Source organism: Dehalobacter sp. DCM (assembly GCF_024972775.1).
Lineage (GTDB): Bacteria > Bacillota > Desulfitobacteriia > Desulfitobacteriales > Syntrophobotulaceae > Dehalobacter.
The window spans coordinates 2,567,494-2,592,582 of record NZ_CP092282.1 but is presented as its reverse complement, the minus strand read 5'-3'; the positions used below and the strand labels follow the sequence as shown (position 1 = coordinate 2,592,582).

Below are 25,089 nucleotides of genomic sequence, written 5' to 3'. Positions count from 1 at the left end.
TTAAATCGCATGGAATAATCAGCAAGAGAAGGTAGCACAACGACAAGACAGTAGTTTGTGATACCTTCTTTTTCTGTTAAATCTCCTGAAGTATAATTATTCCAGCAAAAAGAGGAAATACTAGAGTAATACGCTACGTGCTAATCTGACAGGATAAGGTTCGGTGAATACGCATTGCTCTTTTTAACGTTTCTTGCACTGGAAATGGTCTTGCTCTGTGCAGCAGGCAGTTCATTAATATGGAATACACTGGGAATAGTATTGTCCGGTGTTATTTTATCGTGTGTCCATTTTGTTATTAACCCAGCCGAAAGCTTCTGGTTATGGGAAGCGATAATAATCACGTATATGGGCTTGGGGCTGGCTATCAATGCGCTCCTTAACCGGTATACCCATAATTTTAGATTATTGAAAGTAGTGTCAGGCAGTGGCGTTCCTCTTGTTGTCCTTGGGGTATTCGTTCCTTTACTGCCTGCAGCCCTGCTCTGGTCATTCTTTGTGGGAATTCCACTATTATTTACTTATCGCAGCGTCTCCAAATTCGTCTTGCTCCAGCTTATTTTTAGGTTTATTTTTTCTGCAGGTTGGCTTATTATAGGAAATATATTATGATTAAACAAAGATTGTCTAAAGATGCAAGATTTTATAGGGAGGGAAAAGTATGGTTGCATTGCTGATTGCTATTGTTGTTGCCTTGATTATCGTCATATTCGCCATACAAAATGCTGCTGTCGTCACCATTCATTTTCTATTCTGGGTAACTGATTTGCCGTTAGCCCTAATTATATTCTGCTCGGTACTGGGTGGCGCATTAGTGATGTTTTTCTTGGCCTTACGCAGACAAATGCTGCAAAAGAAAGCGATTAAAGCCAAAGATAAAAAGGCTGAAGTTAAGGCACAAAGCAAACAATCCCCGATAGAAGATCCTATTGTTGTTCCGATTGATTCTGCGGTAAATAATACAACAACCAGCGATAATTCGGTTAATAGCCACACAAGTGAAGAAAAGAAATAAGAATGAAAACCAACACATGGATTTTATCATCAGAAAAAGTTATCAACGCGAGTTCTTTAGAAAAGGCAGGGATCTCCCATAATGTCTTACACATCCTTCAAAACCGCGGCTACACGACTAAGAAAAGTATCCTCGAATTTCTAAGACCATCACTCTTTAATCTTCATTCGCCTTTTTTGTTCAAGGATATGATGGTAATCCTGGAAAGACTGAAAATGGCTTATGAAAACCAGGAAAAAATCCTGGTTTATGGGGATTATGATGCTGATGGCGTCACGGGAACAGCGCTGCTGTATAAAGGGCTAACGGATTTGGGCTTTAATATAATGGTTCACATACCAAGCCGTGAGCAAGGATATGGCTTACATACGGAAGCTATCGATAAAGCGGTGCAAAGCAGTGTCTCGTTGATCATCACAGTCGATTGCGGTATTTCCGCAGTTGAAGAAACTGCTTACGCCAAAGGTAAAGGGATTGACTTTATTATTACGGATCACCATGAGCCGCCGGATATCTTGCCGCACGCTATCGGAATCCTGAATCCTAAAGTCGCGGATTCCGGCTATCTGTTTCCGCATTTGGCGGGTGTGGGTGTCGCTTTTAAATTGTTGCAGGCTTTATTAAGCTATTGCGAGCATTTTAATCCTGCACAGAGGCAGGACATCGATTATCTTGATATTGTCGCTCTTGGGACGATAGCAGATATCGTTCCGCTGATAGGAGAGAATCGTATTCTCGTTCGCCAAGGGCTGCTTGTTATGGAGAATACGGAACACCCCGGACTGAGAGCAATTCTTGAAGAGTGCGGGCTTCTGGACAAAAAACTCAAAGCCGGTCATATTTCTTTTATTGTAGCCCCTCGGATCAATGCTGCCGGACGGATGGATACCGCACGCTTGGCATTAAATCTCTTGTTGGAAGACAATTATTCAGAAGCGATAGAAATTGCCAAAGCTCTAAGTAAAGAGAATTATCAGAGGCAGATGACAGAAAAGGAACTGCTGGATGATGCCGAATGTATGCTCAGCAAAGGCCCCATCCCGGATGTGATCGTACTCTCTTCTCCAGACTGGCATCATGGGGTGATTGGGATCGTTGCTTCAAGACTGGTCGAACGCTATAAACGACCGGTTTTTCTGATAGCGGAAGAAGGAAATAAAGGAAAAGGATCAGCCAGGGGTATCCCGGATTATCATGTATTAGAGGAAGTCAGAAAACTAGCCGATCTGTTTACGCAATATGGCGGACATAAACAAGCAGCCGGATTTTCTCTTCCTGTCGCCAATATTCCGTTACTTCGAGCCGGCTTAAATGCGAGTTTTAAGAATTTAGGATTAACCTTTCTTGAACGTTTTCATGTCGATTCGGTCCTTCTATGGCACGCATTTGATAAAAACTTCTTGGCAGAATTGGACGAAATGGCACCCTTTGGGGCAGGCAATCCTGCTCCGATCTTACAAAGTGACGGTCTCGCCGTTCGAAGTCTGACTGTTGTCGGCAAGGGCGGAGAACATCTGAAACTTATCCTCGAAGCGAATAAACTAAGACGTCAAGCCATGGCCTTTAAAAAAGGACCGGAGTATGAGCGATTAAGCAGCTTACAGACCATCGATATGATATACAATCTGGAATTAAATACCTATGGCAATGAAGAAAACGTTCAAGCCGTATTAAAGGATTATCGTCCCTCACTGAGCAGCAGTGCCTCGGAAATAGCTTGTTCGCAAGAAGATGAATATGACGGTAAAGATACACTCATGTTACGTGACCATGCTGATGCTGATGCTGATGACGACGATGATGAGGTGTTACGGGTTTCCAGAAAGATGCTGGTCGACTTCTATAAATACCTAAAGAGTCAGGTTAGCGAGCAGGGAAAGCTTGTATGGAGCCCTGAAGGTGAAAATAAGAACGTTGAACTGCAAATGTCCAAAATATTTGAAGAACTGGGTATTCTCAGCTGGCTGGGCGGAACAGACCCTTATCTGCTCAAGCTGAACACGATAGAGAAAACAAACTTACAGATGTCGCTCCGTTTTAGATTATGGAGCAGCGAATAACAGCGACAATAATCCCGAGGTGGCCTATGACGTTTGAGCAATTAAAAGAAAAACTAGTACAAAATGCAAATCCCTATAATCTGGAAAAGATCGAAGAGGCCTATCTATTTGCCGATGACGCTCATGCGGGGCAGCTGCGGAATTCCGGGGAAAAGTATATTCACCATCCGGTTGAAGTCGCTTCGATCCTTGCCGAACTGGAAATGGACGATTCAACGATCATTGCTGCTTTGCTGCATGACGTGGCCGAGGATACGGATAAAAGCCTTGAGAATATACGGCAGATTTTTGGCGACGAGGTTGCCGGGCTGGTTGACGGTGTAACAAAACTCGGCAGGATCGCCTACAAAAGCAAGGTTGAAGTCCAGGTTGAAAATCTGCGCAAAATGTTCTTAGCAATGGCAAAAGATATCCGTGTCATTTTGATCAAATTGGCCGATCGATTGCATAATATGCGCACGTTAAAATATCAATCCGAGCATAAACAGAAGGAGATTGCTCAGGAAACACTGGAAATTTATGCTCCTTTAGCGAATCGTTTGGGGATTTTTCGTATTAAGTGGGAACTTGAGGATTTAGCCTTTCGCTACCTGCATCCCCAAGAATATTATGATTTAGTCGAAGGGATATCGTTAAAGAGAAAAGAAAGGCAAGAACAGATTGAAGAAGTCATCAAGCAGTTAAAAGAAAGGCTCGATGACGTTGGGATTGTTGCAGATATTGCCGGCAGGCCAAAGCATTTCTATAGTATTTATAAAAAAATGTTGGATCAGAATAAGGACTTGAGTGAAATCTTTGATTTGACGGCAGTGCGGGTGATTGTCGAAACCGTCAATGATTGTTACGGCGCCCTGGGGATCATTCACACCCTATGGAAACCAATCCCAGGCAGATTCAAGGATTACATCGCCATGCCTAAGCCGAATATGTATCAATCACTGCATACAACGCTGATCGGCAACCATGGCGATCCGTTTGAGATCCAAATCCGGACGTGGGAAATGCACCGCACAGCGGAGTATGGTATTGCTGCGCACTGGAAATATAAAGAGGGTAAAAAAGTAGAAAGCAATTTTGAACAAAAACTCTCCTGGATTCGGCAACTCTTAGAAGTACAGCATGATTCCCGAGAGGATGCCGGCGAGTTCATGGAATCCTTGAAAATTGATTTATTTGCTGATACTGTCTTTGTATTTACTCCCAAAGGGGATGTCGTTGAACTGCCGGCAGAATCTGTTCCCATCGATTTTGCTTACCGCGTGCACACGGATGTTGGACATCGGTGTATCGGGGCTAAGATCAATGGCCGCATTGTCCCGCTGGATACGAAATTAAAAAACGGCGATATCGTAGAGATATTGACAACAAAAACCCCCACCGGGCCCAGCAGAGACTGGGTTTGTATGGTCAAGACCTCTCAGGCCAAGAACAAGATTCGGCAGTGGTTTAAAAAAGAAAAAAGAGAAGAAAATATTATCCGAGGGCGTGAAGGCTTTGAGCGTGAGGCGAGAAAACTGGGGCTTGATCCTGCAACTGCTCTTAAACAGGATAATTTGCTCAAATTAGGCCGAAGCTTTGGGTTTAAAGATATCGAGGATTTTTATGCGACGATGGGTGATGGGGCGATCACTTTCAAAAAAGCACTTGGTCGTCTGAGAGAAGACATTATTCGTGAAGAACTCAAGCCACTTGTTTTACCGATCCAATCCGAGCATAAGCACCCAGTTAAACATTCACAAGGGGTATCCGTCAAAGGTGTTGATAATATTCTCATTCGGTTCTCCCGGTGCTGCAACCCACTTCCCGGTGATTTGATCATTGGCTTCATTACCAGGGGACGCGGCGTATCCATACACCGCAAGGACTGCACCGAACTTGTCGTTTTGACTGCTGAAGAACAGCAGCGGCTTGTGGAGGTTGAATGGGAAAATAACATCGAAACGATCTATCCGGTCGATATAGAAATTATCGGGTTGGATCGCGTTGCGCTGGTCAGCGATATCATGAATGTCATCACGGAAACGCGTACGCATATGTTAGGGATCAATGCCCGGGTTGGAAAAGACCGTGTCTCGCATATCCGTCTGCGAATCGAAGTTAAGAATCTTGAGCATCTGAATTATGTACTAAACCGCTTCCGTAAGGTCAAAGAAGTAACCGTCGTTGAAAGAATCCAGGGCGGAGGTCTTCCGTAATGCGAGCAGTAATCCAAAGAGTCAAAATGGCATCGGTTACTGTGAATAACATATCATTTCTTAAAGGAGATAAACGATGATTGAAAAATTAGTATTGCCGTACATCGGTGCGAATTGTTACGTCGTCATTTGCGATGTCAGTAAAAAAGCGATCCTAATCGATCCGGGATCCGGAAGTCGTATGATCTTGGAACGGGTGAAAGATTTAGGGGTCCAAGTGGAAATTATTGTGCTGACCCACGGACACTTTGATCATATCGGAGCGGTTGAAGAAGTAAGACATGCTTTAGGAGCCAAGGTGGCTATTCATACGGATGACGCTGACATGCTGTCAGACCCATCCAAAAATGTTTCAGCATTATTTGGGAGTAAGAAAACTTTTTCCGCGGCGGAAATCCTGCTGGAAGATGGTCAGGAAATCTGCGTTGGCAATAAGAAGATGAAAGTTATCCATACGCCGGGCCATACTCCCGGCGGGATCTGCCTATTGGATGAAGCAGACAATGCCTTATTCAGCGGCGATACATTATTCTGTGGTGCTATTGGCCGTTCGGATTTTCCGGGAGGAGACCTGCGTCAACTGATCAATGGAATTGAGAGTAAATTGATGGTTTTAGACGATGGTATCCGGGTCTTTCCCGGGCATGAAGCGTCTACCACGATTGGTCAGGAAAGAAGATATAATCCATTCTTAATGGGGTAAAACGCTAATGGCTGGAACGATTCAAGTCAGAAGTCAAACAATTGATGATAAAAGACTGAAAAGCTGCTTTCAAATAATAGCAGCTTTTTTCCCAGGCGCAAAGACTCAATCAGGCGACGGTTCTGTTCAGCGTATGCTTTGTGAACGTGATGATCAGGACCCTAAACGTGCTCGCTGGATCATCGCTATTGAAGTAACGAGAAAAGAAGAGAACGGGATCTGGTCATCAGAAACGGACGAAACCATAACTATACAGATCACCAATGGTTATCACCACCGGGAGTATGTCAGTGCACACGGACCTTTAGTGGAGACGGATCTTATGACAGAAATGACAACGAAAGGCCTTCCGGGTAAGGAGCCGTTGGACCAGATCCTGATGAAACGCGCCTTATGTCGCGCGTTAGAAGACTATACCGGTAAAAGACTCCCCTGGGGCATCCTTACCGGTATCCGCCCTGGAAAATTGATTGAGAGAATCTATGCCCTCGGCTATTCAGATGCACTTAAAGACAACGTGTTAGACGATCTTTACTTAATACACCGTGAAAAGAGCGAATTACTCCAGAAAATTGCCAAAATTCAAAAACCGTATAAAACAACCATGATGGAGCGGCACGACTTAGCGGCAGTCTATCTGTCAATCCCGTTTTGCCCGACCCGGTGTTTTTACTGCTCATTTCCCTCAAATACAATCCAAACGAACCGAAATGATAAGCAAGGGTTACGATTGGAATCCGATAAACTTTCCCGTTATCTTAAGGCGCTGTTTGAGGAAATATCCTTGTTTAAGGAAACGATGCACCGAAGAAGCCTCCTGGCGGACAGCATTTATATTGGCGGTGGTACGCCTACAGTATTGGATGCCCTTCAATTAGAACAATTGCTGCAACGCATCCGTGACCGGTTGCCACTGGAAAAAGACGCAGAATTTACAGTTGAGGCAGGAAGACCGGATACCATCACCAGAGAAAAGCTTTCCGTCATGAAAGAATTTGGCGTTAACCGCATCAGTATCAATCCCCAAACCATGCAGAATGAGACACTGAAGCAGATTGGCCGCAGACATACAGCCCAAGCGGTGATAGATGCTTATGCGTTGGCAAGGCAGATGTCCGACTGGCACATCAATATGGACTTGATCCTTGGTTTACCCAACGAGGGAAGGCAGGAAATCACCGAGAGCTTGGAAAAAATATTAATACTCAATCCGGAAAATATCACACTGCACGCGTTGGCTTTGAAAAGGGGTTCCGCGGCATGGGAAAACCAATATGCGCATGATCACATGGAAGAGTGGCAAACCATTCAGACTGATTTGACAGAACGCTTGGAAAGTTGCGGTTACGTGCCTTATTATCTCTATAAACAAAAAAATAGCGTCGGAAATCTGGAAAATATCGGCTATGCGCAAAAGGGCAAAATTTGTCGGTACAATATTGCCGTGATCGAAGAACTGCAGAATATTCTCGGATTAGGCGCCGGAAGCTCCAGCAAAATATTTATACAAAAAGGAATTCATGAGAATATATATCACCCCATCGATCTTCGTTGTTATGAACAACAACGCGCATCTATACACGATAAAATTGAAAAAACCTTAAGCAAATACCGAATTTAATCGCTATGTTCGATCTCAGAATGATGTTTAGATGGACCAAAATTGCTGGATTTAGGAAAAATCGCAGGAAATAATGAGTATTGCAGATAATTATGGTATAATATTATGGCTTATGTGTGACAGGGGGAAGTAAAATGGGAATTCAGCGACCCAAAGGTACTCAGGACATTATTCCGGGTAGCGTGGAAAAATGGCATTATCTCGAAGAACAGATTCACGCAATCTGTTCGGAGTATGGATATAAGGAAATCCGGACGCCCATCTTTGAGGCTACGGAGCTTTTTCAGAGGGGTGTTGGTGAGACTACCGATATCGTCAATAAGGAAATGTACACCTTCCTGGATAAAGGGGAGCGATCGATAACACTTCGTCCCGAAGGAACGGCTTCGGTATGCAGGGCGTATTCAGAAAACAAACTTTATGCACTGCAGCAACCGGTCAAGATGTATTATCTTGGTCCCATGTTTCGTTATGAAAATACACAGGCAGGTCGCTTTCGGCAATTTCACCAGTTCGGCGCTGAAGTGCTGGGTGGGGAAGATCCAATGGTCGATGCAGAAATTATCTGTCTGATTTGGGAGTTGTTACGCCGGTTGGGGTTAAAGGGGTTAGAAGTACAAATCAATTCTGTGGGCTGCCCGAAATGCCGTGCGGAACACCGAACACGACTTCAGGAATTTTTACATGAGAAGAAGGCAGGTCTTTGTGCGGATTGTCAGAACCGTTTTTCAAAGAATCCTATGCGGATATTAGACTGCAAAAATAAGACATGCCAGACTTTAACCGAAAACGCACCGACGACCTTGGATACACTTTGTGAGGACTGCAGTACCCATTTTGAAAAAGTTAAGTCCTATCTGGAGATAGCAGATATCCGCTACCGTATCAATCCAAAGATGGTTCGGGGCCTAGATTATTATCAAAAAACGGCGTTCGAAATATCCGCTGAAGGCATTGGTGCTCAAAGTGCCATCTGCGGGGGCGGCCGCTATGATGGTCTTGTTGCTGAGATCGGAGGGCCACCGACACCGGGAATTGGTTTTGCCATGGGACTGGAACGTATTTTAAGTGTGATGGAGAAGCAGAACATTCAAATCGATACAGACCCGGTTTCTCCAATCATCCTGGCAGCCTTGGGGGACCATGCACGCAAGGAAGCCTTTAAACTGATGAGTGATTTTCGACAAGCAGGATTACCTGTTATCATGGACCTTCTCGGCAGAGGGCTAAAAAATCAACTGAAATACGCGGACCGTGAACACGCACGCTATGTCCTCATTATCGGAGACGATGAACTTGCAAAGAAGGTTGCGGTCGTACGGGATATGCGGTTGGGAGATCAGCAGGAAATTGCCATTGAAAATATAAAAACGTTTCTAATTGAGAATAATAAGATAAGCGGAAAGGAATTATAAGAGGATGTCAATGTTAGCAGGAAGAACCGGAGCAGGAGAGTTGAACAGAAAAAACGTCGGAGAAAAAGTAAAATTGCTGGGCTGGGTTCAAACACGCAGAGACCATGGCGGCGTCATATTTGTCGATTTGCGTGATCGGTCCGGCCTTGTCCAAACCGTTTTTAACCCGGATATGCCAAATAACGGTTTTACACTGGCAGAAAAGCTCCGCTCAGAATATGTGATCAAGGCTGAAGGATCAGTCCGAATGAGACCGGAAGGTTCAGGCAATCTCAATATGGCTACCGGCGAGATTGAAGTGGTTATTGAAAGCCTCGAGATACTCAATAAAGCAAAGACGCCACCGTTTTATATTCAAGATAAGGTTGATGTTGATGAGAGTCTTCGTCTTAAACATCGCTACTTGGACCTTCGCCGCCCCGAGATGCTGAACATATTTACGATCAGGCACCAGGTAACAAAGATCATGCGTGATTTTCTTGACGCAGAGGGATTCTTGGAAATAGAGACCCCGATTCTTGCTAAGTCAACCCCTGAAGGGGCAAGAGATTATCTTGTTCCCAGCAGGGTCAATCAAGGAACATTTTATGGACTGCCGCAGTCACCGCAGATATTTAAGCAGCTGCTGATGGTCGCCGGCATGGAAAAATATTTCCAAATAGCCCGTTGCTTCCGGGATGAAGACCTGCGTGCCGATCGTCAGCCGGAATTTACGCAGTTGGATATAGAAATGTCGTTCATTGAAATGGAAGACCTTCAGCCGATGATGGAAAAGCTGATTGCCAGGATATTTAAAGAAGTTAAGGGGATTGAAATTCCGCTGCCCTTGCCGCGTTTGACCTACAGAGAGGCGATGGAACGCTTTGGCTCAGATAAACCAGATACCCGTTTCGCCATGGAATTGATTGATGTTGCACCGGTAGTCAAAGATTCCGGCTTCAAAGTATTTGCTGATGTTGTTGCGAAGGGCGGACGAGTCAAAGGAATCTGTGCTAAGGGATGTTCCGGAATGCCGCGCCGAGAAATCGATGCGCTGACCAAATTTGTCAGTGTTTACGGCGCTAAAGGTTTAGCCTATATTGTCATGGATCCGGAAGGCATGAAGTCTCCGATTTTAAAATTTTTCACGGAACAGGAAATTAATTATCTGTTACAAACGATGGGTGCGGAAACTGGGGATATTTTATTCTTTGTGGCCGATAAGGAAAGCGTTGTCCATAATGCCTTAGGTGCTTTGCGCCTCGAGTTGGCCAAAAGGCTGGAACTAATCCGTGAAGATCTGATTAACTGCCTTTGGGTCACAGAATTCCCGCTCATGGAGTATGATGAGGAAGATAAACGCTATGTAGCCATCCACCATATGTTCACCAGCCCAATGAATGAAGACATTGACCTGTTAGATACCGATCCGCTTAATGTCAGAGCCAAGGCCTATGATATGGTTCTCAATGGCATGGAATTAGGCGGTGGCAGCATTCGTATCCATCAACGGGATGTTCAAGAGAAAATTTTTGATCTGATTGGCCTAAGTAATGAAGAGGCCAAGACAAAATTCGGTTATCTGCTGGAAGCTTTTGAATACGGTACACCCCCACATGGCGGCATTGCTTTTGGCCTGGATCGACTGGCCATGATTCTGGCTGATCGTGATAACATTCGTGATGTTATTGCATTTCCAAAGACGCAAAGTGCTTCCTGCTTGTTGACCCAAACACCGTCGGCTGTCGAGAACAGTCAATTGAAAGAACTTCACATCAAATTAGATGTAAAAGTGAAACAGATACCCAATCAATAATTATTCGATCGAAACGAATAGTACAATATTCGCTAAATCGATAAGCAAATCTGTAATAATTAGTGTCTGGGGTTGGTCTGGTTGCCACAATTCCGCTTTCGGCAGATTGCGCCCTCCATGGCGCAAACAGCCGCGCTTCGCTATCCGTGCTTCGCTTGTCGCCGGAACTTGTGGCACCCAGACTGATTTGGGGTATTAAAAAATGTAACAGGGAAGTGCACAAAGATTTAGAGAACGTTGTACTAGCATATAGCAATCACGCTATATGCTATTTTGTTCAAGGCTGAATAACTGTAGGTGCCACAAACACTATTCTGAAATTATTTTGTCGGAGGGATAAACGGTTATTTATATTGACAATATAGGATTAAACACTCTATAATTAAGATAAATAAATATACCCCCTCTGGGTATGGGAACGAGGTTAGCAGTGGAAACCGTAAATAAAGCAGACAGAAAAAATGATATCCAAAATCGTCTCAAACGTATCGAAGGGCAAATTAAAGGCCTTCAGAGAATGATCGATGAGGGAAAAGGATGTTCAGATATTTTGATTCAGGTTTCTGCTGTTAAGGCCGCGGTTAACAGAGTAGGCATCCTTATTTTTGAGGAACATTCCAGGGGATGCTTGATGGATGCGTTAGGGAGAGAAGACGATGGTGCACTTGATACCCTTATCGATTTGATGAATCGTTTTCTGGGCTCTAACATCAGTACCGGTAAAATTGAAAGGGACTAGTAGACCATTCTCTAATTAGTTACTCAAATTGCTCCAGAGTAAGGACGCGTGCACAATACCGACGTCAAGCGGAGCACGGATTGCGAAGCGCAACGGTCCATGGATGGACCTAAGTTAAAATTCACCAGGAGGGCAAAAGAATTTTAACTTCCTTAATGCAAATCCATGGAGGGCACAAGAGCCGAAAGTGGTATTGTGTACGCGGCCCAGCCCCATATACGGATAATTCTAACGTATTTAAAGAATGATGTACTAGATAGACTACGCTAATGTATGCGGTATTTTGGTCATACAAAAAACATAGCAATTGATATGTTAATGTATGATTACTAAAATAAAATCAAAGGGAAACGGAGGATTTTAAAATGGCAGGTGCTAATGTAAAAACGTTTACAGCTGCAGATTGGCAGAATGATGTACTTGGTTCCGCTAAATTGGTTTTAGTCGACTTTTGGGCGACATGGTGCGGACCTTGCAGAATGATCGCACCCGTAATAGAGGAATTGGCTGATGAATATGCAGGCAAAGTCATCATTGGAAAATTGAATGTCGATGAGCAGGGTGCTATCGCAGAAAAATATGGGGTTATGAGTATTCCGACGTTGCTGCTGTTCAAGAATGGCGAGATCGTTGAAAAGATCGTTGGTTTCAGAGGAAAAGCAGATATAGCCAAGGTCATTGACGCAAAAATGTAAATAGGTTTTTTGCCTCCTGGAAGGAGACGATATCCCAAATTCGCCATCGATGGCGAATTTGGGATATTTCTTATATCCGGCGTACGCCGCCAGTACCTATTTCTATTTGTATTGCTGCTGAATCCTATCAAGTTTCTTATTTCTGAAATACAGTAACATATCAATACCAATCATGCAGAAATTAAAAATATACAGTATAATAACATAGTCAAAAGAATACATGACCTTGTGGAGTATCCCGGCTATATAGCCGATAAATACTACGACAAGAAAAAATAAACTTTTGCCTTTTGCCGTACGTGATTTGTATGATGTGTAAATAGAAAAAGGCCAGGCAGAACCAAAACACAGCAGCATAATCGCTTCAAAAACACTCATCATTGTTCATCCTTTTTTGTAAATTGATGTTTAATAGACAATATTTGTTTGTTTTCTAAGAAAACCCAGGGCATGGGGAGGCTACTTTCAGATGATCGTAAACAATATCCAAAGTGTGAACAAGATAATGCCGGTCAAGGACTTTTTCCAAGCAATGTCCGGTCAGCTTTTCCAAGTTGAGATCATCAGCAAAGAGGAAAATAACGAAGGAATGATCACCTTAGGCAAGAATCAATTTCTGGCCCAACTGGAGCCTCAGTTTCAAAAAGGTGATAAGTTTCTCGTATTGGTGAAGGAAGTCACGGAAGAAGGGATTATTCTAAGCCGGGTTCACCCGGAAAATATTCCAACTCAACCCGGTGAACGTCTTACCGAAGGGCATGTTTCTCACATGTTGTCAAAGGGATTCGGGCTATCCGAAGAAGATTCGCTGTTTCTGGCTAAATATCTATGTGGTAAGTACCAGGATGAGGGGCCTGTTGAATTTAAGCGCCAACAGCCTGAAATACAGTTACAGCCCGGCAAGCAGGCTTGGACACTGCAAAAAGGCATCCCGGTGGAAAATCCAGAGCAGAATCTGTTCAATCGTTATTCCTTGTTTAACCAGAAACACGATATAGCTACGGAACAATCCCTCCGTTTAACTGCGGGGCAGCTGAATACGATTTTGAACAGAGGGATACCCATTAATCAGGAGACAACTACGCTATTGGCAAAATATGTCAATGACTATCATGGTTCAGAACTAAAAACCATTTTAACAAATACGACAGCGGAAATAAAGCCGTTAATATCATTTCTATTGAAAGCTATACCCGAATGGTCCACGCTAAACGGGAAACAATTTGAAGCCATTTTAACCTATTTGAAAAAACTCGGTCTGGAACATGAGAGTCAACTCGTTTATCAAATGAAGGCAGCGGACAGTCATCAAGGCAGCGAACCTAAGGAAATGTCCCCATCTGTAAAGTCCATGTTATTATCCTTATTAACTGACGGGTCACTGGGCGGGGACAATGCAAAAGCGGCTGCCAATTTATTGGACAATATAACCGGACAGCAACTTTGGATTCAATCAGGTCAGAATGATGCCGCCTATTTTTTACTGCAACTGCCCCTTCGGGATAACGACTCGGTGCGCTATTGCCACGTGGCGGTAGAAAGTTCCCGCAAAGGACTTAAAGCCGATGCCTCACATTGTCATATAGCACTGCAGGTGGAGACTGAAAACTTAAATGTGATTGGCGCAGACATCAATCTTTATAATAGTCATCTTTCTATCTGTCTGATTAGTGATGGGGAAGTCGATCTGGCGTCGCTTATTGATGGATTTTCCGAAAATATCAAGCAGAATTTTTCAGATATCGGTTTAAGTATCGATAAAATCATCTGTAAAACTTACGAAGAATGTCCCCAATTTACGTCGTTTATTTCAGGCCAAAATAGGGTGGGGGTGGATATCCGGGGATGAATAAGGATAGCCGGAACATGACAAAGGCAGCCGCAATTGCGTATGACACCATGGGTGCACCCAGAGTAGTAGCCAAGGGAGAAGGCTTTCTTGCCAAAAAAATACTTGCTCTGGCTGAAGAGCAAGGAATCCCTGTCCAAAATAATGAACACTTGGTAGAAGCCCTTATGCAAGTCGAGCTATTAAAAGAAATACCGCCTGAACTATACCAAGCGGTTGCGGAAGTATTAGCGTTTATTTATCAATTGGATAAATTAAAAGGGCGTTAAATCTTTTGACCGTTTTTCTTCTTACTCAAATGTTGCTGGGCCAGAATCTGAGCAATTTTTTCATTACTGCCTAATTCAATCCCTTTTAACCGCCATTGTCTGAAGGTGTGCCAAAACTTTTCTTCGGATATGCGGGTCGTGTGCTTTTCCGATTCTTCATCAAAGGGCCAGAATACGTCTATCCAGAGTTTTCCCTTGCTGGTTAAATAGAGTACATAGTGACACAGTTCTGAACTGGATGCGGCTTGGTTGCGCATCAGGATGCTCGAACGACCATCAGGGAAGTCTGTTTTAGCATAAACTAGCTTCATCCCTTTTCCTCCTGCGACTATATTTTTAATGATTATTAAGGTATACTTCTTTATAATATTTTATTATGGTCAATTCGGATAATTGCCAGTACCTCATTCCTATTTTAAAGCATTAAACAAATAATGTTAAGCGTCTTTATAAAAACAGTGCTACAAGACCTGATTTCATTGATTTAGGGGGAGCTTGGACTATCGTGCAGCAAATATTAATCCTATCACCCGTACTATCCGGTGCTCCCGAGGACATGGCGCCAACTGTATGTTTGCGCTGGGTAAAAGGTCGCTGGCCATACTACATACCATGGAAAGATATAGTGACGCGATCTGAAGCCAACGATAATGACCTGATTTTATTTGTTTATGACAGGCGAAAATTTGTGCCTGTTCTAAAAAAGTATTTTACTGACGATCAGCGTGTAACAGTAATTGACATTAACGACTGTGTATCTGTGTTTTATCCCACGGCCAGTTTTGATAATTTAAAAGAATTAGCTTTGTTTATAACCCATAAACAGCGGCGAATCTCATCCCCGTTAAATGAGGATGTACGCTTAATTTGGGATATTGTCAAAAGCTGCTGGCAGAAGGGAATGGCGTGTGACTTAAGCCTTCTTGCCAGGATAGCGGAATTTACCCAAGGCACTTCGTGTCAGCCGTTTATCCAGGAATTAAAGAAAGAAATTATTCATAACTATCCGGACCGTCCCATTCGTACATCACCGGCAAGCAATTCAGCCTGGCAGAACCTTTTTGCTGCTGAACAAGATGATTCTGATCTCATTCCGGATTCACCGGCCTGGGCGGTAGCGTGTTTTCAAAAGGATGGTTTGCTTTCTCAACGTATTGAAGGTTACGAAAATAGGACGATCCAGGCTAACATGGCTAAAGAAATCGTTGTCGGACTTACGGGAGGCCAAAATGTCGTCATTGAAGCTGGAACTGGAACGGGCAAAACGCTGGCCTATCTTATCCCGGCATTATGGTATGCGAGAAAGTATGAGGAGAAGGTTATCGTTGCAACGCACACCATAACGTTGCAGGAACAGCTTTTTAACAAGGATTTGCCGCTTCTGCTCAAGGTATTGCCATTTCAATTCCGGACAGCACTGTTAAAGGGCAAGGGGAATTATTTGTGCTTAAAAAGAATGCATCACGATAACCATTTAAGCGAAGCTGCTTCATCAAATGAAAGACTTATGCTGGCAGGGTTGCATCTCTGGGCAGGTGAAACTCTGACAGGCGATTTTGGCGAATTGCCCAATACACAAGGGTTTAATTATGTATTGAAGTTTTATGGCGCCGATAATCCGCTCTGTAAGCCGACAGAATGTTCCTATATGTCACGTTGCTGGCTCTACAAAGCGAGAAAAACTGCGGACAGGGCAGATGTGATTGTTATTAATCATTCGCTATTGTTGGCGGATATTAAAACCAATAATAAAATTCTGCCGGAATATAGCAATCTCATTATTGATGAAGCGCATAATATTTACCAAACGGCATTAAAACAGCTTGGCTTTGAGCTGTCATTAGAGCAGATGTCCAGACTGGCGGAAAGTATTTATGGCGGAAGGGTCAATCTCTATAACCAGATTAAGAAAAAAAGAATAGGCTGGGCTGAGCTTTTTCCGTCCTTAAATTGGTCTGAATTTGATCGTCTGTTAGGTCAAATACCTGACTGCACGTCAGCGGCTGTCGAACAGACCAAAGAGCTGTTTGGATTATTTAACAGTCTTCTGCACAACCAGCCGAGTCTGCGCCTGGACGCAGAAAAAATTGGCCAGGATGTCTTTCAGTTACAGTGTCTTTCCATAGAAAATTTGATAATTCGTCTCCATAGTCTCACTGATTGGCTGGATAAACTCATTACGTTTTTATCATTTGATAGTGACCAATTGGAAGAAACCCGTTTAGAAATTATTCGGATAAAAAATGATATCGGCCTGATTATGGATGGTTTGATCACGATTAATAACAACCCAGAGCAAGATCGTGTCACTTATCTGGAAAAAAACCAAATAATTTATTTGAAAAACACGTTGATTAACGTTGCACCTGTTTTAAGTAAAAGGATATTCAGTAAAAACAACTGCACCGTACTCACATCGGCTACACTCAGTGTCGCCGGCGATTTCTCATATTTGACCCGGGATATCGGGATGGAAGACTATATGTCTGTAAAGCTTGATTCACCCTTTGACTACAACAGGCAAATGCTTTTATGTGTGGTGAAAGATTTGCCTGTTCGTTTGCCCGAAGATCAGTTGGCGCAAAGAACGGCTTCTTTCATCCTTGAAATTGCAGAAAAGATAAATGGGGGCATTTTGGTATTGTTCACATCCCATCGCTATCTTCGGCGTGTCAGTCAGATTATTGAAGCGCAATTAAACGAGGATGGCAGCAAGCTGCATGTTCGGGCACAAGGTATCCATGGCGCAAGGGAAGATCTTCTCCGCGAATTTATGGACCGTAAGCAAAGCATTCTTCTGGGAACAAACAGTTTCTGGGAAGGCGTCGATCTCCCCGGCGACTGCTTACGGTGTGTGATCATGGTCCGACTGCCGTTTTGCCCTCCGGACACGCCGATCATGGAAGCCAAGGCACGTCTGTTGGAAAGTCAGGGACGTGATCCATTCTATGAATTGAATCTCCCGGAAGCAGTGATTCGTTTTAAGCAAGGTTTTGGACGTCTGATCCGAACCAAGAACGACCGAGGGGTCGTTATTGTCCTTGACGACCGGATTGTAAATAAACGCTATGGCCGATTCTTCTTAAAAGCCCTGCCGATCTCTTCCTTTTATCAAGGAAGTACTGATGAGGTACTTGCACGCATTTTCGCCGATGACTATTTAATATTTTCACCCCTTACTTAACCTGTGCATATAGTATGGCACAGGTTATTTATTCACGGATGAATTTATGCCGCGAGGTCACGGATGACCAGGAGCGGCGATTATTCACGGATGAATTTATGCCGCCAGGTCACGGATGACGGCACAGGAAGTGCCTAATTTATACCATGCCATGGAGGGCAATAGTGGTTGATGACCGGGAGCGACGATTATTTAAGGAGGAATAGGCATGGCTCAGCAAGTGGATTGGTCAAACATAGGGGTCCGAATCGTTCAGGGATTTTATACCACAATCGATGCGGTGAGACAGCTCGATACACAGGAAGCTGCATTGGTTATGAAACTATTGGGGAAGACATGTACCAAAATGATCAAAGATGGTGTAGGACATCAATTTGGAATCGCCATGATCGAGACCAGTGAAAAGTTAGCACTGACGGATAAACTTGTTTTTGAAGATGTCTTAAAAATGTTGACTGCGATCATCGGAAAACTATATTTCTCAGCGAAAACAGCAGAAGAAATCGATTTGGTTAAACAACTGGAGGAAGCTGTGAAAAATTACCACGTCGTATAACGCCCATTTGAAGCATAGAGTATTTACAGAAGGCGTATTAGAGGGGAGGCGATATAAATGAAAATCTATTATATTCGACTGCCACAGTCTGTACTTAACCTGCTAAAAAAAGTATTTAAAAAATAAAATAATTAATTAACATGAATAGGACATTTCCCTCCTATATTATATTAAAAGAAATAGGAGGGAAATTATGTTATTTAACCGTCATTTTATCACGTTCGTTTTTTGTATTTTATTTGTTGGGATCATCGTTTGGTGGCAAAAACCGGATATTGCCGTGATGGCGATGGCAAATGGGGATGATACTGTCTATTCAGACGCTGTCATCAAGAATTATTGGGAAAGGCTTGATTATCGGCAAATAAATCTCGCCGAAGCAATAACTGCTGATACAGCTATTGAGACGCATCAAGCATTAGCCGCCATGTTTGAACAAAATCCCTTTTTAAGCGTCCAGGATTGTGATGTGGACAAGACAGGACTGCCTGATACCTATATTGTTACTGTTAAACTGGGATCGTCAATCGATGAAAAACAAACATTGTCCTTTCAAATGCAAACCATGATGTTTAATAATCAATGGATTATAACGTCAATCGAGCCGATTAAATAAATTGTGCATATCTTTATCTGCCTCGGGAAGAATAACGTTATCAAAATTGATGAGGTGGATATATGATAGCTATTGTCGAAAAAGATGCCTGCATTGGTTGCGGTGCGTGTATATCGATATGCCCGGAAATATTTGAAATGGATGAAGATGGGCTGGCAGCAACGAATAAAGATCAGGTTCCGGAGAATTTGGAGGAATCGGCCCAGGAAGCTGCAGAGAGCTGCCCGACAGAAGCGATCATCATTAGCTGAAAAGCTTCTATTACTCGGCAATTGAAGACAAATGATGATTATAATTCCTTAATTACGATGTTATTTCGGGCATATATGTAAGCAAAAAAATAAAATAAGAGATTTTAACGAATTAAAAAATTAGGCAGGAATTTTTAAAGTTGTTGTCAGTACAAGCTTTGAAGTAGATTTCACATCGAAGTCGATATTCCTTATTTTTTAAGTATTCGACATTCCCGCTGATTTATAATAAGAACACCGGAAAGAAATGCCGGGAAATTTTGAGTAAGGGCGGGAAATGAGACAATGTCTAAGAAGGTAAAGGTTATTGTGGCAGAAGATAACAGAAATCTATGCCAAATTTTACAGGATTATATCCAACGAGATGATAGCTTTGAACTCAGCGGAGTTGCCTATAATGGACTCGAAGCCTGGGAAATGATACAAAAGCATGATCCAGACCTCATTGTTATGGATCTCGTTATGCCGAATCTCGATGGATTAGAAGTCTTGGAAAGGGTCAACAGCCGGACCATGGTAAGAAGACCCAAAGTCATTCTCCTAACGGCTTTTGGGCACGAATCGCTGACACATCAAGCGATGGTCATGGGTGTGGATTATTTTATTCTGAAGCCCTTTGATTTGGAAATACTGGGAAAGAGGATTCGCGCACTGACACAGGATGTCGAAGTAACCAACGCGCCGATTCTTCAAAACTGTTCAGCGGTTACTCCGGTCAGCCGGGGGGTCAGCATCAATGTGGAAGTAACGACAATGATGCATCAGCTGGGTATTCCGGCCCATGTCAAAGGCTATCAGTATATCCGGGATGCTATCTTGATGGTGATTGAGGATGTATCTTTACTTGGAGCTGTTACTAAAGAATTATATCCGGCAATAGCTAAGAAATACAATACGGCGCCCAGCAGAGTCGAACGAGGGATACGCCATGCGATTGAATTAGCCTGGGAACGCGGACACATGGATACATTAAAACGAATTTTTGGTTATTCCATGAATATTGAACGGCAAAAACCGACAAATTCCGAATTTATTGCACTTTTGGCAGATAAATTAAGGGTTATGAGCAAGGTCGGATAGCAGTCAATACAATAGTATAGAATACTATCGGCAAAAAATAAGAAACTAATAAAAGAGTGATAATTAATAATCTGTCTAAGATGTCTTCGAATCGGAGACATTCTTTTTTTGTCAGGTAATCCAGAACGTGAATCAAACGTTCTGGAACAGAAAGTCACTAATACTTTCTGATATACGGACAAAAAACAGTGTTTCTTGTAAGGAAGTTCCTGTCGGATATATAATAGATATGGTATCATTTATTAGGAGCAGGGATTAATGGGAAAAATATTTTGTATTATGGGAAAAAGCAGTTCTGGCAAAGATACATTGTTTCGACTTATCAAGGAAGATAAAGACTTGAACCTTATTGCGATCGTCCCATATACGACGCGGCCGATCAGAAATAATGAGACGGATGGCGTCGAATATCATTTTATCAGCGCCCCTGTTATGCAAAAATTCGCCGACCAGGGGAAGATCATTGAGAAAAGAGAATACGCTACCGTTAAGGGAATTTGGTGTTATTGTACCATCGATGACGGACAAATTGATTTGTCCCGGGGTAACTATGTGCTGATCGGAACGTTGGAAGCATACCACGACCTGAAGTCGTATTATGGTCGTGACAACGTCATCCCGATTACCATAGCTGTCGACGACGGACACCGCTTGGAGCGGGCGCTCGCCAGAGAAAGACAACAGCTTGTCCCGAATTATGATGAGCTGTGCCGTCGTTTTTTAGCCGATAATGCGGATTTCAGTTCGGAAAAATTGGAGACATATGGCATTCGGAAGATTTATATGAATGATAATCTGAATCAATGTTTCGCTCGGATAAAAAAGGAAATTATGGCAATGATTACGAATCAGGTTAAACCGTAATGCTCATAGGCATAAATAGAGCAGGGAATAAAATAAAAAAACACTGCAAATGCTTGCAATGTCAGTCAATCTACAATGGTGCGCCCGGTTGGATTCGAACCAACGACCTGCGGCCTCGGAAACCGTCACTCTATCCCCTGAGCTACGAGCGCATTAAAACCGCTCCATTACTTTACTAAATCGGGGTGTATTTGTCAAGAGCTATCCATTAATGAAACGAGGCGGTTCTTTTGAAAAAGATAAGAATTCCCTGGTATTTTATACAACGTTTCTTAGGTATTGTTATGGGTGCGGTCATCGTTGCAATCAGTATCAATACCTTTATCCTCCCGAATCATATTGCAGACGGCGGTGTGACAGGAATTGCAATCATCCTCTATTATATCTTTCAATGGGATGTGGGATTAGCTGTCTTTATCCTCAATATTCCGCTGTTTATTTTGGGATATAAGGCCGTTGGTAAACAACTCTTTTACTGGAGTATTCTTGGTGTCGGGATCATGTCCGTCAGCCTGAGGTTTACTCAATTTTTAGAACCGCTGACGACCAACACGCTTTTAGCTGCTGTCTTTGGCGGTGTGATTACCGGTATTGGCATGGGAATCATATTCCGCTGTCGGGGCTCTCTCGGCGGAACCGATATCCTCGCTATTGTTTTGAACAAAAAGACACAGATGAGTGTTGGTCAGATCATCTTGATATTTGACGCGTTCATTTTTATCGCAGCCGCAGTAATTTTTAATCCTGAAACCGCGATGTATGCCATGATCTATATGTTTATCGCTGCCAAGGTCATCGATCTCGTTCAAGTTGGTTTGGACTATAACAAGAGTGTGCTCATTGTCACGGAAAAACCCGATGCGATCGCTGCGGAAATCATCGGTTGTGTTAACCGAGGTGCAACTTTTTTTCACGCAGAAGGTGCTTTCTCCAATACACCAAAGAAAGTGATATACAGTGTTATTAACCGAGCACAATTAACACAGGTCAAGGAGATCGTCCATCGCCATGACCCGGATGCTTTTGTCTCCATCGGCGATGTCTCAGAGGTGGTCGGAGAAGGGTTTACCCCCTGGAAAGGGCATTAGTACAGCGTTCTTGAATTATCTTTACACCTCAAATCAGGTCTGCGTGCCACAGTTCCGGCGACAAGCGGAGCACGGATTGCGTAGCGCGGCTGTTAGCGCCATGGAGGGCGCTACCTGCCGAAAGCGGAATGTGGCATGCAGACCCAGCCCAGATTATTCCGTGCTTCTGTCATGGTATTTAAAGAATAATATACTAATATATCGTTTTTTATATATGAGCAATTATTAGTATTTAGGGCTGGGCCGCCTGCACAATACCGCTTTCGGCTCTTGTGCCCTCCATGGCACACCGCTCCTTGCCATCCATGGCACCGCGGCATTAGGCCATCCGTGGCCGTCAAAGAGCCGCGCTCCGCAATCCGTGCTCCGCTTGACGCTGGTATTGTGCAGACGACCTTACTATGGAGTAATTTGGGTAATTAATTCGAGAAGGGTCTACTAGATTGTTTAGGGGGTAAGACTAGACCCTGGGGGCCAGCTTTCTTGGGCGTTATTCAGTAATGTGCCGACAGGAACGAGTTCATACCCTTTTTCTTTTAATGTTTTCAAAATAGTTGGGAGCGCTTCGGGTGTATCCGGTGCCGAATCAGAGGCATGGAAAAGGATAATATCACCCGGGGAGGCTCCTTTATTTTTGGATCGTCCGTTGATGACATAATTGATGATGGCTTCCGATCCAGGTCTTTTCCAATCCAAAGAATCAACACTCCATTGAATGACACGGTAACCTAAGGCATTGGCGGTTGAAATCACACCATTATCATAGGCACCATTGGGTGGGCGCAGCAAGGTGATCTTTTGTCCGGAAAGATTTTCCAGTGTCTGTTTAGCCGTATTCAACTCACTGATCAATATTCCTTCGGACAATGTATTCATGTCCACATGCCGCCGGCCATGGGAGCCGATTTCATGGCCTTCGGCAGTGATACGCCGGACCAGATCCGCTTCTTTTTCAGCCCAAGGTGAAGAAAGAAAAAATGTTGCTTTAACATTTTCTTTTTTTAAGATATCCAGGATCGGGATGACGTTTTTTTCGCCCCAGCTGATATCAAAGGTCAGGGCGATCTGTTGGGTTTCAGTTTTAACGGAATAAATTGGTTTCAAACTTTTGCTGACAACGGATATAACCTCATCTTTATTGACGGCAACAATGCCAACCAATACGAGGATAGCTAAAAATAATCCCAATATCTTCCTATTAACTACATAGACGCTCATAAAAATCCCCCCTCAAGAAACCTATTCGAAGGGGGGCATAATAATGATTTTTTTTTGCATCAATCCAGTTTAATTTTACTCCTGGTCTGATTATTATTTAGGCCAACGAATACCGAAGATCCGATAAAGGATATCAATTTTGAATATCAATCGGAGGAGAAGAACCAGTACCAACAGGGCGACGGCAACAATGACAACAACCCTAATGATCCAGAAGCTAATTCCGAGTATGATGCCGAGCAGTGGTCGCAATATCAGGTAAGCCAAGCAAATACATAAGGCAAAGATGACAACTTTTGCTATGGTGATCAGTATGGGATTTGATGATCTATTTTTCGTATTCACAATCATTCCTCCTGCAGGAAGTAATACATCATATGTAACAGGGACTTAATTTGCGCTAGCTTCCTTTGGTTCCAGTATAACATATATTAAGACAGATAGAATTGGTTCAAACACAGATATTTCATTTTTTATGGTTTGAGAAAGTTCTCTGATCGAATCAGGAGGGGCATTATGGAAAAAAGTTTAAATAAATGGCAGCGTTACTTGGAAGAAGGGATCAAATACTTGGGAGAGGGCAAGACCGTGGAGGCAGAAAAAAACCTTCACCTGAGTTTATTGGAAGCTGAAAGTCTGGAGCTCCCGGTTATCATTGCCTTTACCCAGCGTTTGTTAGCTACGGTCCAGGTACGTAATCATAAATTGGTTGAGGCGGCGACCGGGTTTAAGCGGGCATTGGCATACTGCAAAAAGTTGAAAAACAGAAAAGGCATAGCTGAAGCCGAGGCTGGACTGGCCAGTATCTATTTCTTGCAGGGGAAGGACGCAAAGGCTATTCAGCTGTATAAACAAGCAATTGCAATTTTCCCTGAGGATTCAGCACGGCTGCGTCTGGCCTCATTGTATTCGGATTTGGGGCAGGTATACAGTAAAACAAAGCAATGGCAGGATGCGGAATATGCGTTCATCCAAGCAGAGGATATTTGTCGGGAAATAGAATATACCGTTGGTGAGGCTGAAATAAACGTATATATCGGGGAAATTAAATATCAACAGAACTATAAGACGGCGGCCAAGGGTCGTTTCGTTAAAGCAGCTAAAATATACGCAGCGCTTGGCGAAGAGATATATTTGGCCAATACAATGCAATATATTGTTTTTATCTGTCTCGATAAAAATGTGATTCAGGAAGCGCTGCACATTCAGTATCGCATCATCGCCCTTTATTTAAAAAAAGGGAAGCGATCGGAAGTCAGTGATAGCTATTACATGCTGAGTAATCTGTTACAGACTACCGGACAATGGGATGAAGCCAATGGGTGTATGGAATTATCACTGCAATATTATGAAGGCGGAGAGTTAGGGTTGGCCATACGGTATTATTCACTTGCTGTACTGGCCATATCCCGGCAAGATTATCAGGAGGCGAAGAAGCACTATTTTGAAGCATTGCGGCATTATCAATTCTCCGGGGATGGTGCAAAAATCGGAGAAATAAGCGAGGAATTAACGTATTTGGTGCGATATGAGGACCAATTATTCCAAGAAAACCTTTATCGATCCTTAGGGAAACGGTACTATAATGAAAATGAGATCCCAAAGAACGAATTGATGGAGAAACTTGCCGCTATTTTATTGAATAGAGGAAAAAATATAGAGGCACTGAAATGTGGCTGGATTGCTTTGGATTATGCCCGTGCGGTGCAAGCAGACACGCAGGAGATTGAAGCCTTGGTTCAAACACTATCCAAGATCATTCGATCTAAAAATAAAGGAAATCGACAACAATATTAGAATTAATAGAAAATCAATTAAAAATAAGCCGTGTAAAAATTGAGATAATACGTATAGAATTAGTTTTTTTTTACTAAAA

24 protein-coding genes and 1 tRNA gene are annotated in these 25,089 nt (G+C 43.1%); 20 read left to right on the top strand and 5 right to left on the bottom strand.

The genetic code is table 11. The annotated features are described in order from the left end of the window. The first annotated feature begins 174 nt into the window (after positions 1-174). The 10 genes from LPY66_RS12055 (at position 175) to trxA (ending at position 12,238) form a co-directional block, all read left to right on the top strand. A complete protein-coding gene (locus tag LPY66_RS12055) occupies positions 175-612 on the top strand; it encodes a hypothetical protein (protein ID WP_337984577.1) in 438 nt (145 codons plus the stop codon). A gap of 49 nt (positions 613-661) precedes the next feature. Beyond that, entirely contained in the window at positions 662-1,015 is a 354-nt protein-coding gene (locus tag LPY66_RS12050) for a LapA family protein (protein ID WP_337984576.1), read from the top strand. A gap of 2 nt (positions 1,016-1,017) precedes the next feature. Beyond that, positions 1,018-3,075, top strand: a complete 2,058-nt coding sequence (gene recJ, locus LPY66_RS12045; protein WP_337984575.1) for a single-stranded-DNA-specific exonuclease RecJ — start codon at positions 1,018-1,020, stop codon at positions 3,073-3,075. A gap of 26 nt (positions 3,076-3,101) precedes the next feature. Next, positions 3,102-5,270, top strand: a complete 2,169-nt coding sequence (locus LPY66_RS12040; protein ID WP_337984574.1) for a RelA/SpoT family protein — start codon at positions 3,102-3,104, stop codon at positions 5,268-5,270. 76 nt (positions 5,271-5,346) lie between these two features. After that, entirely contained in the window at positions 5,347-5,973 is a 627-nt protein-coding gene (locus LPY66_RS12035) for an MBL fold metallo-hydrolase (protein WP_337984573.1), read from the top strand. Between the two features lie 7 nt (positions 5,974-5,980). Continuing rightward, positions 5,981-7,594, top strand: coding sequence for a coproporphyrinogen dehydrogenase HemZ (gene hemZ, locus LPY66_RS12030; RefSeq protein ID WP_337984572.1), 1,614 nt, complete (start codon positions 5,981-5,983; stop codon positions 7,592-7,594). Between the two features lie 134 nt (positions 7,595-7,728). Then, positions 7,729-9,009: a histidine--tRNA ligase gene (hisS, locus tag LPY66_RS12025; protein WP_337984571.1), complete on the top strand. Its 1,281-nt coding sequence runs from the start codon at positions 7,729-7,731 to the stop codon at positions 9,007-9,009. A 4-nt stretch (positions 9,010-9,013) separates the two neighbouring features. After that, complete coding sequence (gene aspS / locus LPY66_RS12020) at positions 9,014-10,804, top strand: aspartate--tRNA ligase (RefSeq protein ID WP_337984570.1); 1,791 nt, start codon at positions 9,014-9,016, stop codon at positions 10,802-10,804. 412 nt (positions 10,805-11,216) lie between these two features. Beyond that, positions 11,217-11,543, top strand: a complete 327-nt coding sequence (locus LPY66_RS12015; protein WP_337984569.1) for a metal-sensitive transcriptional regulator — start codon at positions 11,217-11,219, stop codon at positions 11,541-11,543. 365 nt (positions 11,544-11,908) lie between these two features. Next, positions 11,909-12,238 carry a thioredoxin gene (trxA, locus tag LPY66_RS12010; protein WP_337984568.1) on the top strand — a complete coding sequence of 110 codons (330 nt, stop codon included), beginning with the start codon at positions 11,909-11,911 and terminating at the stop codon, positions 12,236-12,238. A gap of 102 nt (positions 12,239-12,340) precedes the next feature. Here the strand turns inward: trxA and LPY66_RS12005 are convergent, their stop codons facing one another. Continuing rightward, entirely contained in the window at positions 12,341-12,616 is a 276-nt protein-coding gene (locus LPY66_RS12005) for a hypothetical protein (protein WP_337984567.1), read from the bottom strand. A gap of 91 nt (positions 12,617-12,707) precedes the next feature. On the opposite strand from LPY66_RS12005, the gene LPY66_RS12000 reads away from it, so the two are divergent. Together LPY66_RS12000 and LPY66_RS11995 are read left to right on the top strand one after the other, a co-directional pair. Next, a complete protein-coding gene (locus LPY66_RS12000; protein WP_337984566.1) occupies positions 12,708-14,087 on the top strand; it encodes a hypothetical protein in 1,380 nt (459 codons plus the stop codon). Continuing rightward, positions 14,084-14,356, top strand: a complete 273-nt coding sequence (locus LPY66_RS11995) for an EscU/YscU/HrcU family type III secretion system export apparatus switch protein (RefSeq protein WP_337984565.1) — start codon at positions 14,084-14,086, stop codon at positions 14,354-14,356. Before LPY66_RS12000 ends, LPY66_RS11995 begins: the two co-directional genes overlap by 4 nt. Here LPY66_RS11995 and LPY66_RS11990 read toward each other — a convergent pair. Next, positions 14,353-14,667 (bottom strand): hypothetical protein, encoded by a 315-nt coding sequence (locus LPY66_RS11990; RefSeq protein ID WP_337984564.1) that lies wholly within the window; start codon positions 14,665-14,667, stop codon positions 14,353-14,355. The genes LPY66_RS11995 and LPY66_RS11990 overlap by 4 nt on opposite strands. A 194-nt stretch (positions 14,668-14,861) precedes the next feature. Here LPY66_RS11990 and LPY66_RS11985 point away from each other — a divergent pair, with 194 nt between their 5' ends. The 6 genes from LPY66_RS11985 to LPY66_RS11960 all read left to right on the top strand — a co-directional run bounded on the left by LPY66_RS11985 (position 14,862) and on the right by LPY66_RS11960 (position 20,907). Continuing rightward, entirely contained in the window at positions 14,862-17,540 is a 2,679-nt protein-coding gene (locus tag LPY66_RS11985) for an ATP-dependent DNA helicase (RefSeq protein ID WP_337984563.1), read from the top strand. Between the two features lie 208 nt (positions 17,541-17,748). Then, positions 17,749-18,096, top strand: a complete 348-nt coding sequence (locus LPY66_RS11980) for a recombinase (protein ID WP_337984562.1) — start codon at positions 17,749-17,751, stop codon at positions 18,094-18,096. Between the two features lie 193 nt (positions 18,097-18,289). Continuing rightward, positions 18,290-18,712, top strand: a complete 423-nt coding sequence (locus tag LPY66_RS11975) for a hypothetical protein (RefSeq protein ID WP_337984561.1) — start codon at positions 18,290-18,292, stop codon at positions 18,710-18,712. A gap of 62 nt (positions 18,713-18,774) precedes the next feature. Beyond that, a complete protein-coding gene (locus LPY66_RS11970; RefSeq protein WP_337984560.1) occupies positions 18,775-18,963 on the top strand; it encodes a ferredoxin in 189 nt (62 codons plus the stop codon). Positions 18,964-19,248: 285 nt separating this feature from the next. Continuing rightward, entirely contained in the window at positions 19,249-20,043 is a 795-nt protein-coding gene (gene spo0A, locus LPY66_RS11965; RefSeq protein ID WP_337984559.1) for a sporulation transcription factor Spo0A, read from the top strand. Between the two features lie 258 nt (positions 20,044-20,301). Then, a complete protein-coding gene (locus tag LPY66_RS11960) occupies positions 20,302-20,907 on the top strand; it encodes a guanylate kinase (protein WP_337984558.1) in 606 nt (201 codons plus the stop codon). Between the two features lie 76 nt (positions 20,908-20,983). On the opposite strand, the gene LPY66_RS11955 is transcribed toward LPY66_RS11960, so the two are convergent. Continuing rightward, positions 20,984-21,059 (bottom strand) — tRNA-Arg (locus tag LPY66_RS11955). A 78-nt stretch (positions 21,060-21,137) separates the two neighbouring features. On the opposite strand from LPY66_RS11955, the gene LPY66_RS11950 reads away from it, so the two are divergent. After that, positions 21,138-21,995, top strand: a complete 858-nt coding sequence (locus tag LPY66_RS11950; protein WP_337984557.1) for a YitT family protein — start codon at positions 21,138-21,140, stop codon at positions 21,993-21,995. A 447-nt stretch (positions 21,996-22,442) separates the two neighbouring features. Here the strand turns inward: LPY66_RS11950 and pdaB are convergent, their stop codons facing one another. Both pdaB and LPY66_RS11940 read right to left on the bottom strand, forming a co-directional pair. Continuing rightward, the gene (gene pdaB / locus LPY66_RS11945; RefSeq protein ID WP_337984556.1) at positions 22,443-23,213 is read right to left on the bottom strand and encodes a polysaccharide deacetylase family sporulation protein PdaB; all 771 of its coding nucleotides are present in this window, start codon (positions 23,211-23,213) and stop codon (positions 22,443-22,445) included. A 93-nt stretch (positions 23,214-23,306) separates the two neighbouring features. Next, positions 23,307-23,564: a hypothetical protein gene (locus LPY66_RS11940; protein ID WP_337984555.1), complete on the bottom strand. Its 258-nt coding sequence runs from the start codon at positions 23,562-23,564 to the stop codon at positions 23,307-23,309. Between the two features lie 165 nt (positions 23,565-23,729). On the opposite strand from LPY66_RS11940, the gene LPY66_RS11935 reads away from it, so the two are divergent. Further along, positions 23,730-25,010, top strand: a complete 1,281-nt coding sequence (locus LPY66_RS11935) for a tetratricopeptide repeat protein (protein ID WP_337984554.1) — start codon at positions 23,730-23,732, stop codon at positions 25,008-25,010. The last annotated feature ends 79 nt before the right edge of the window (positions 25,011-25,089 follow it).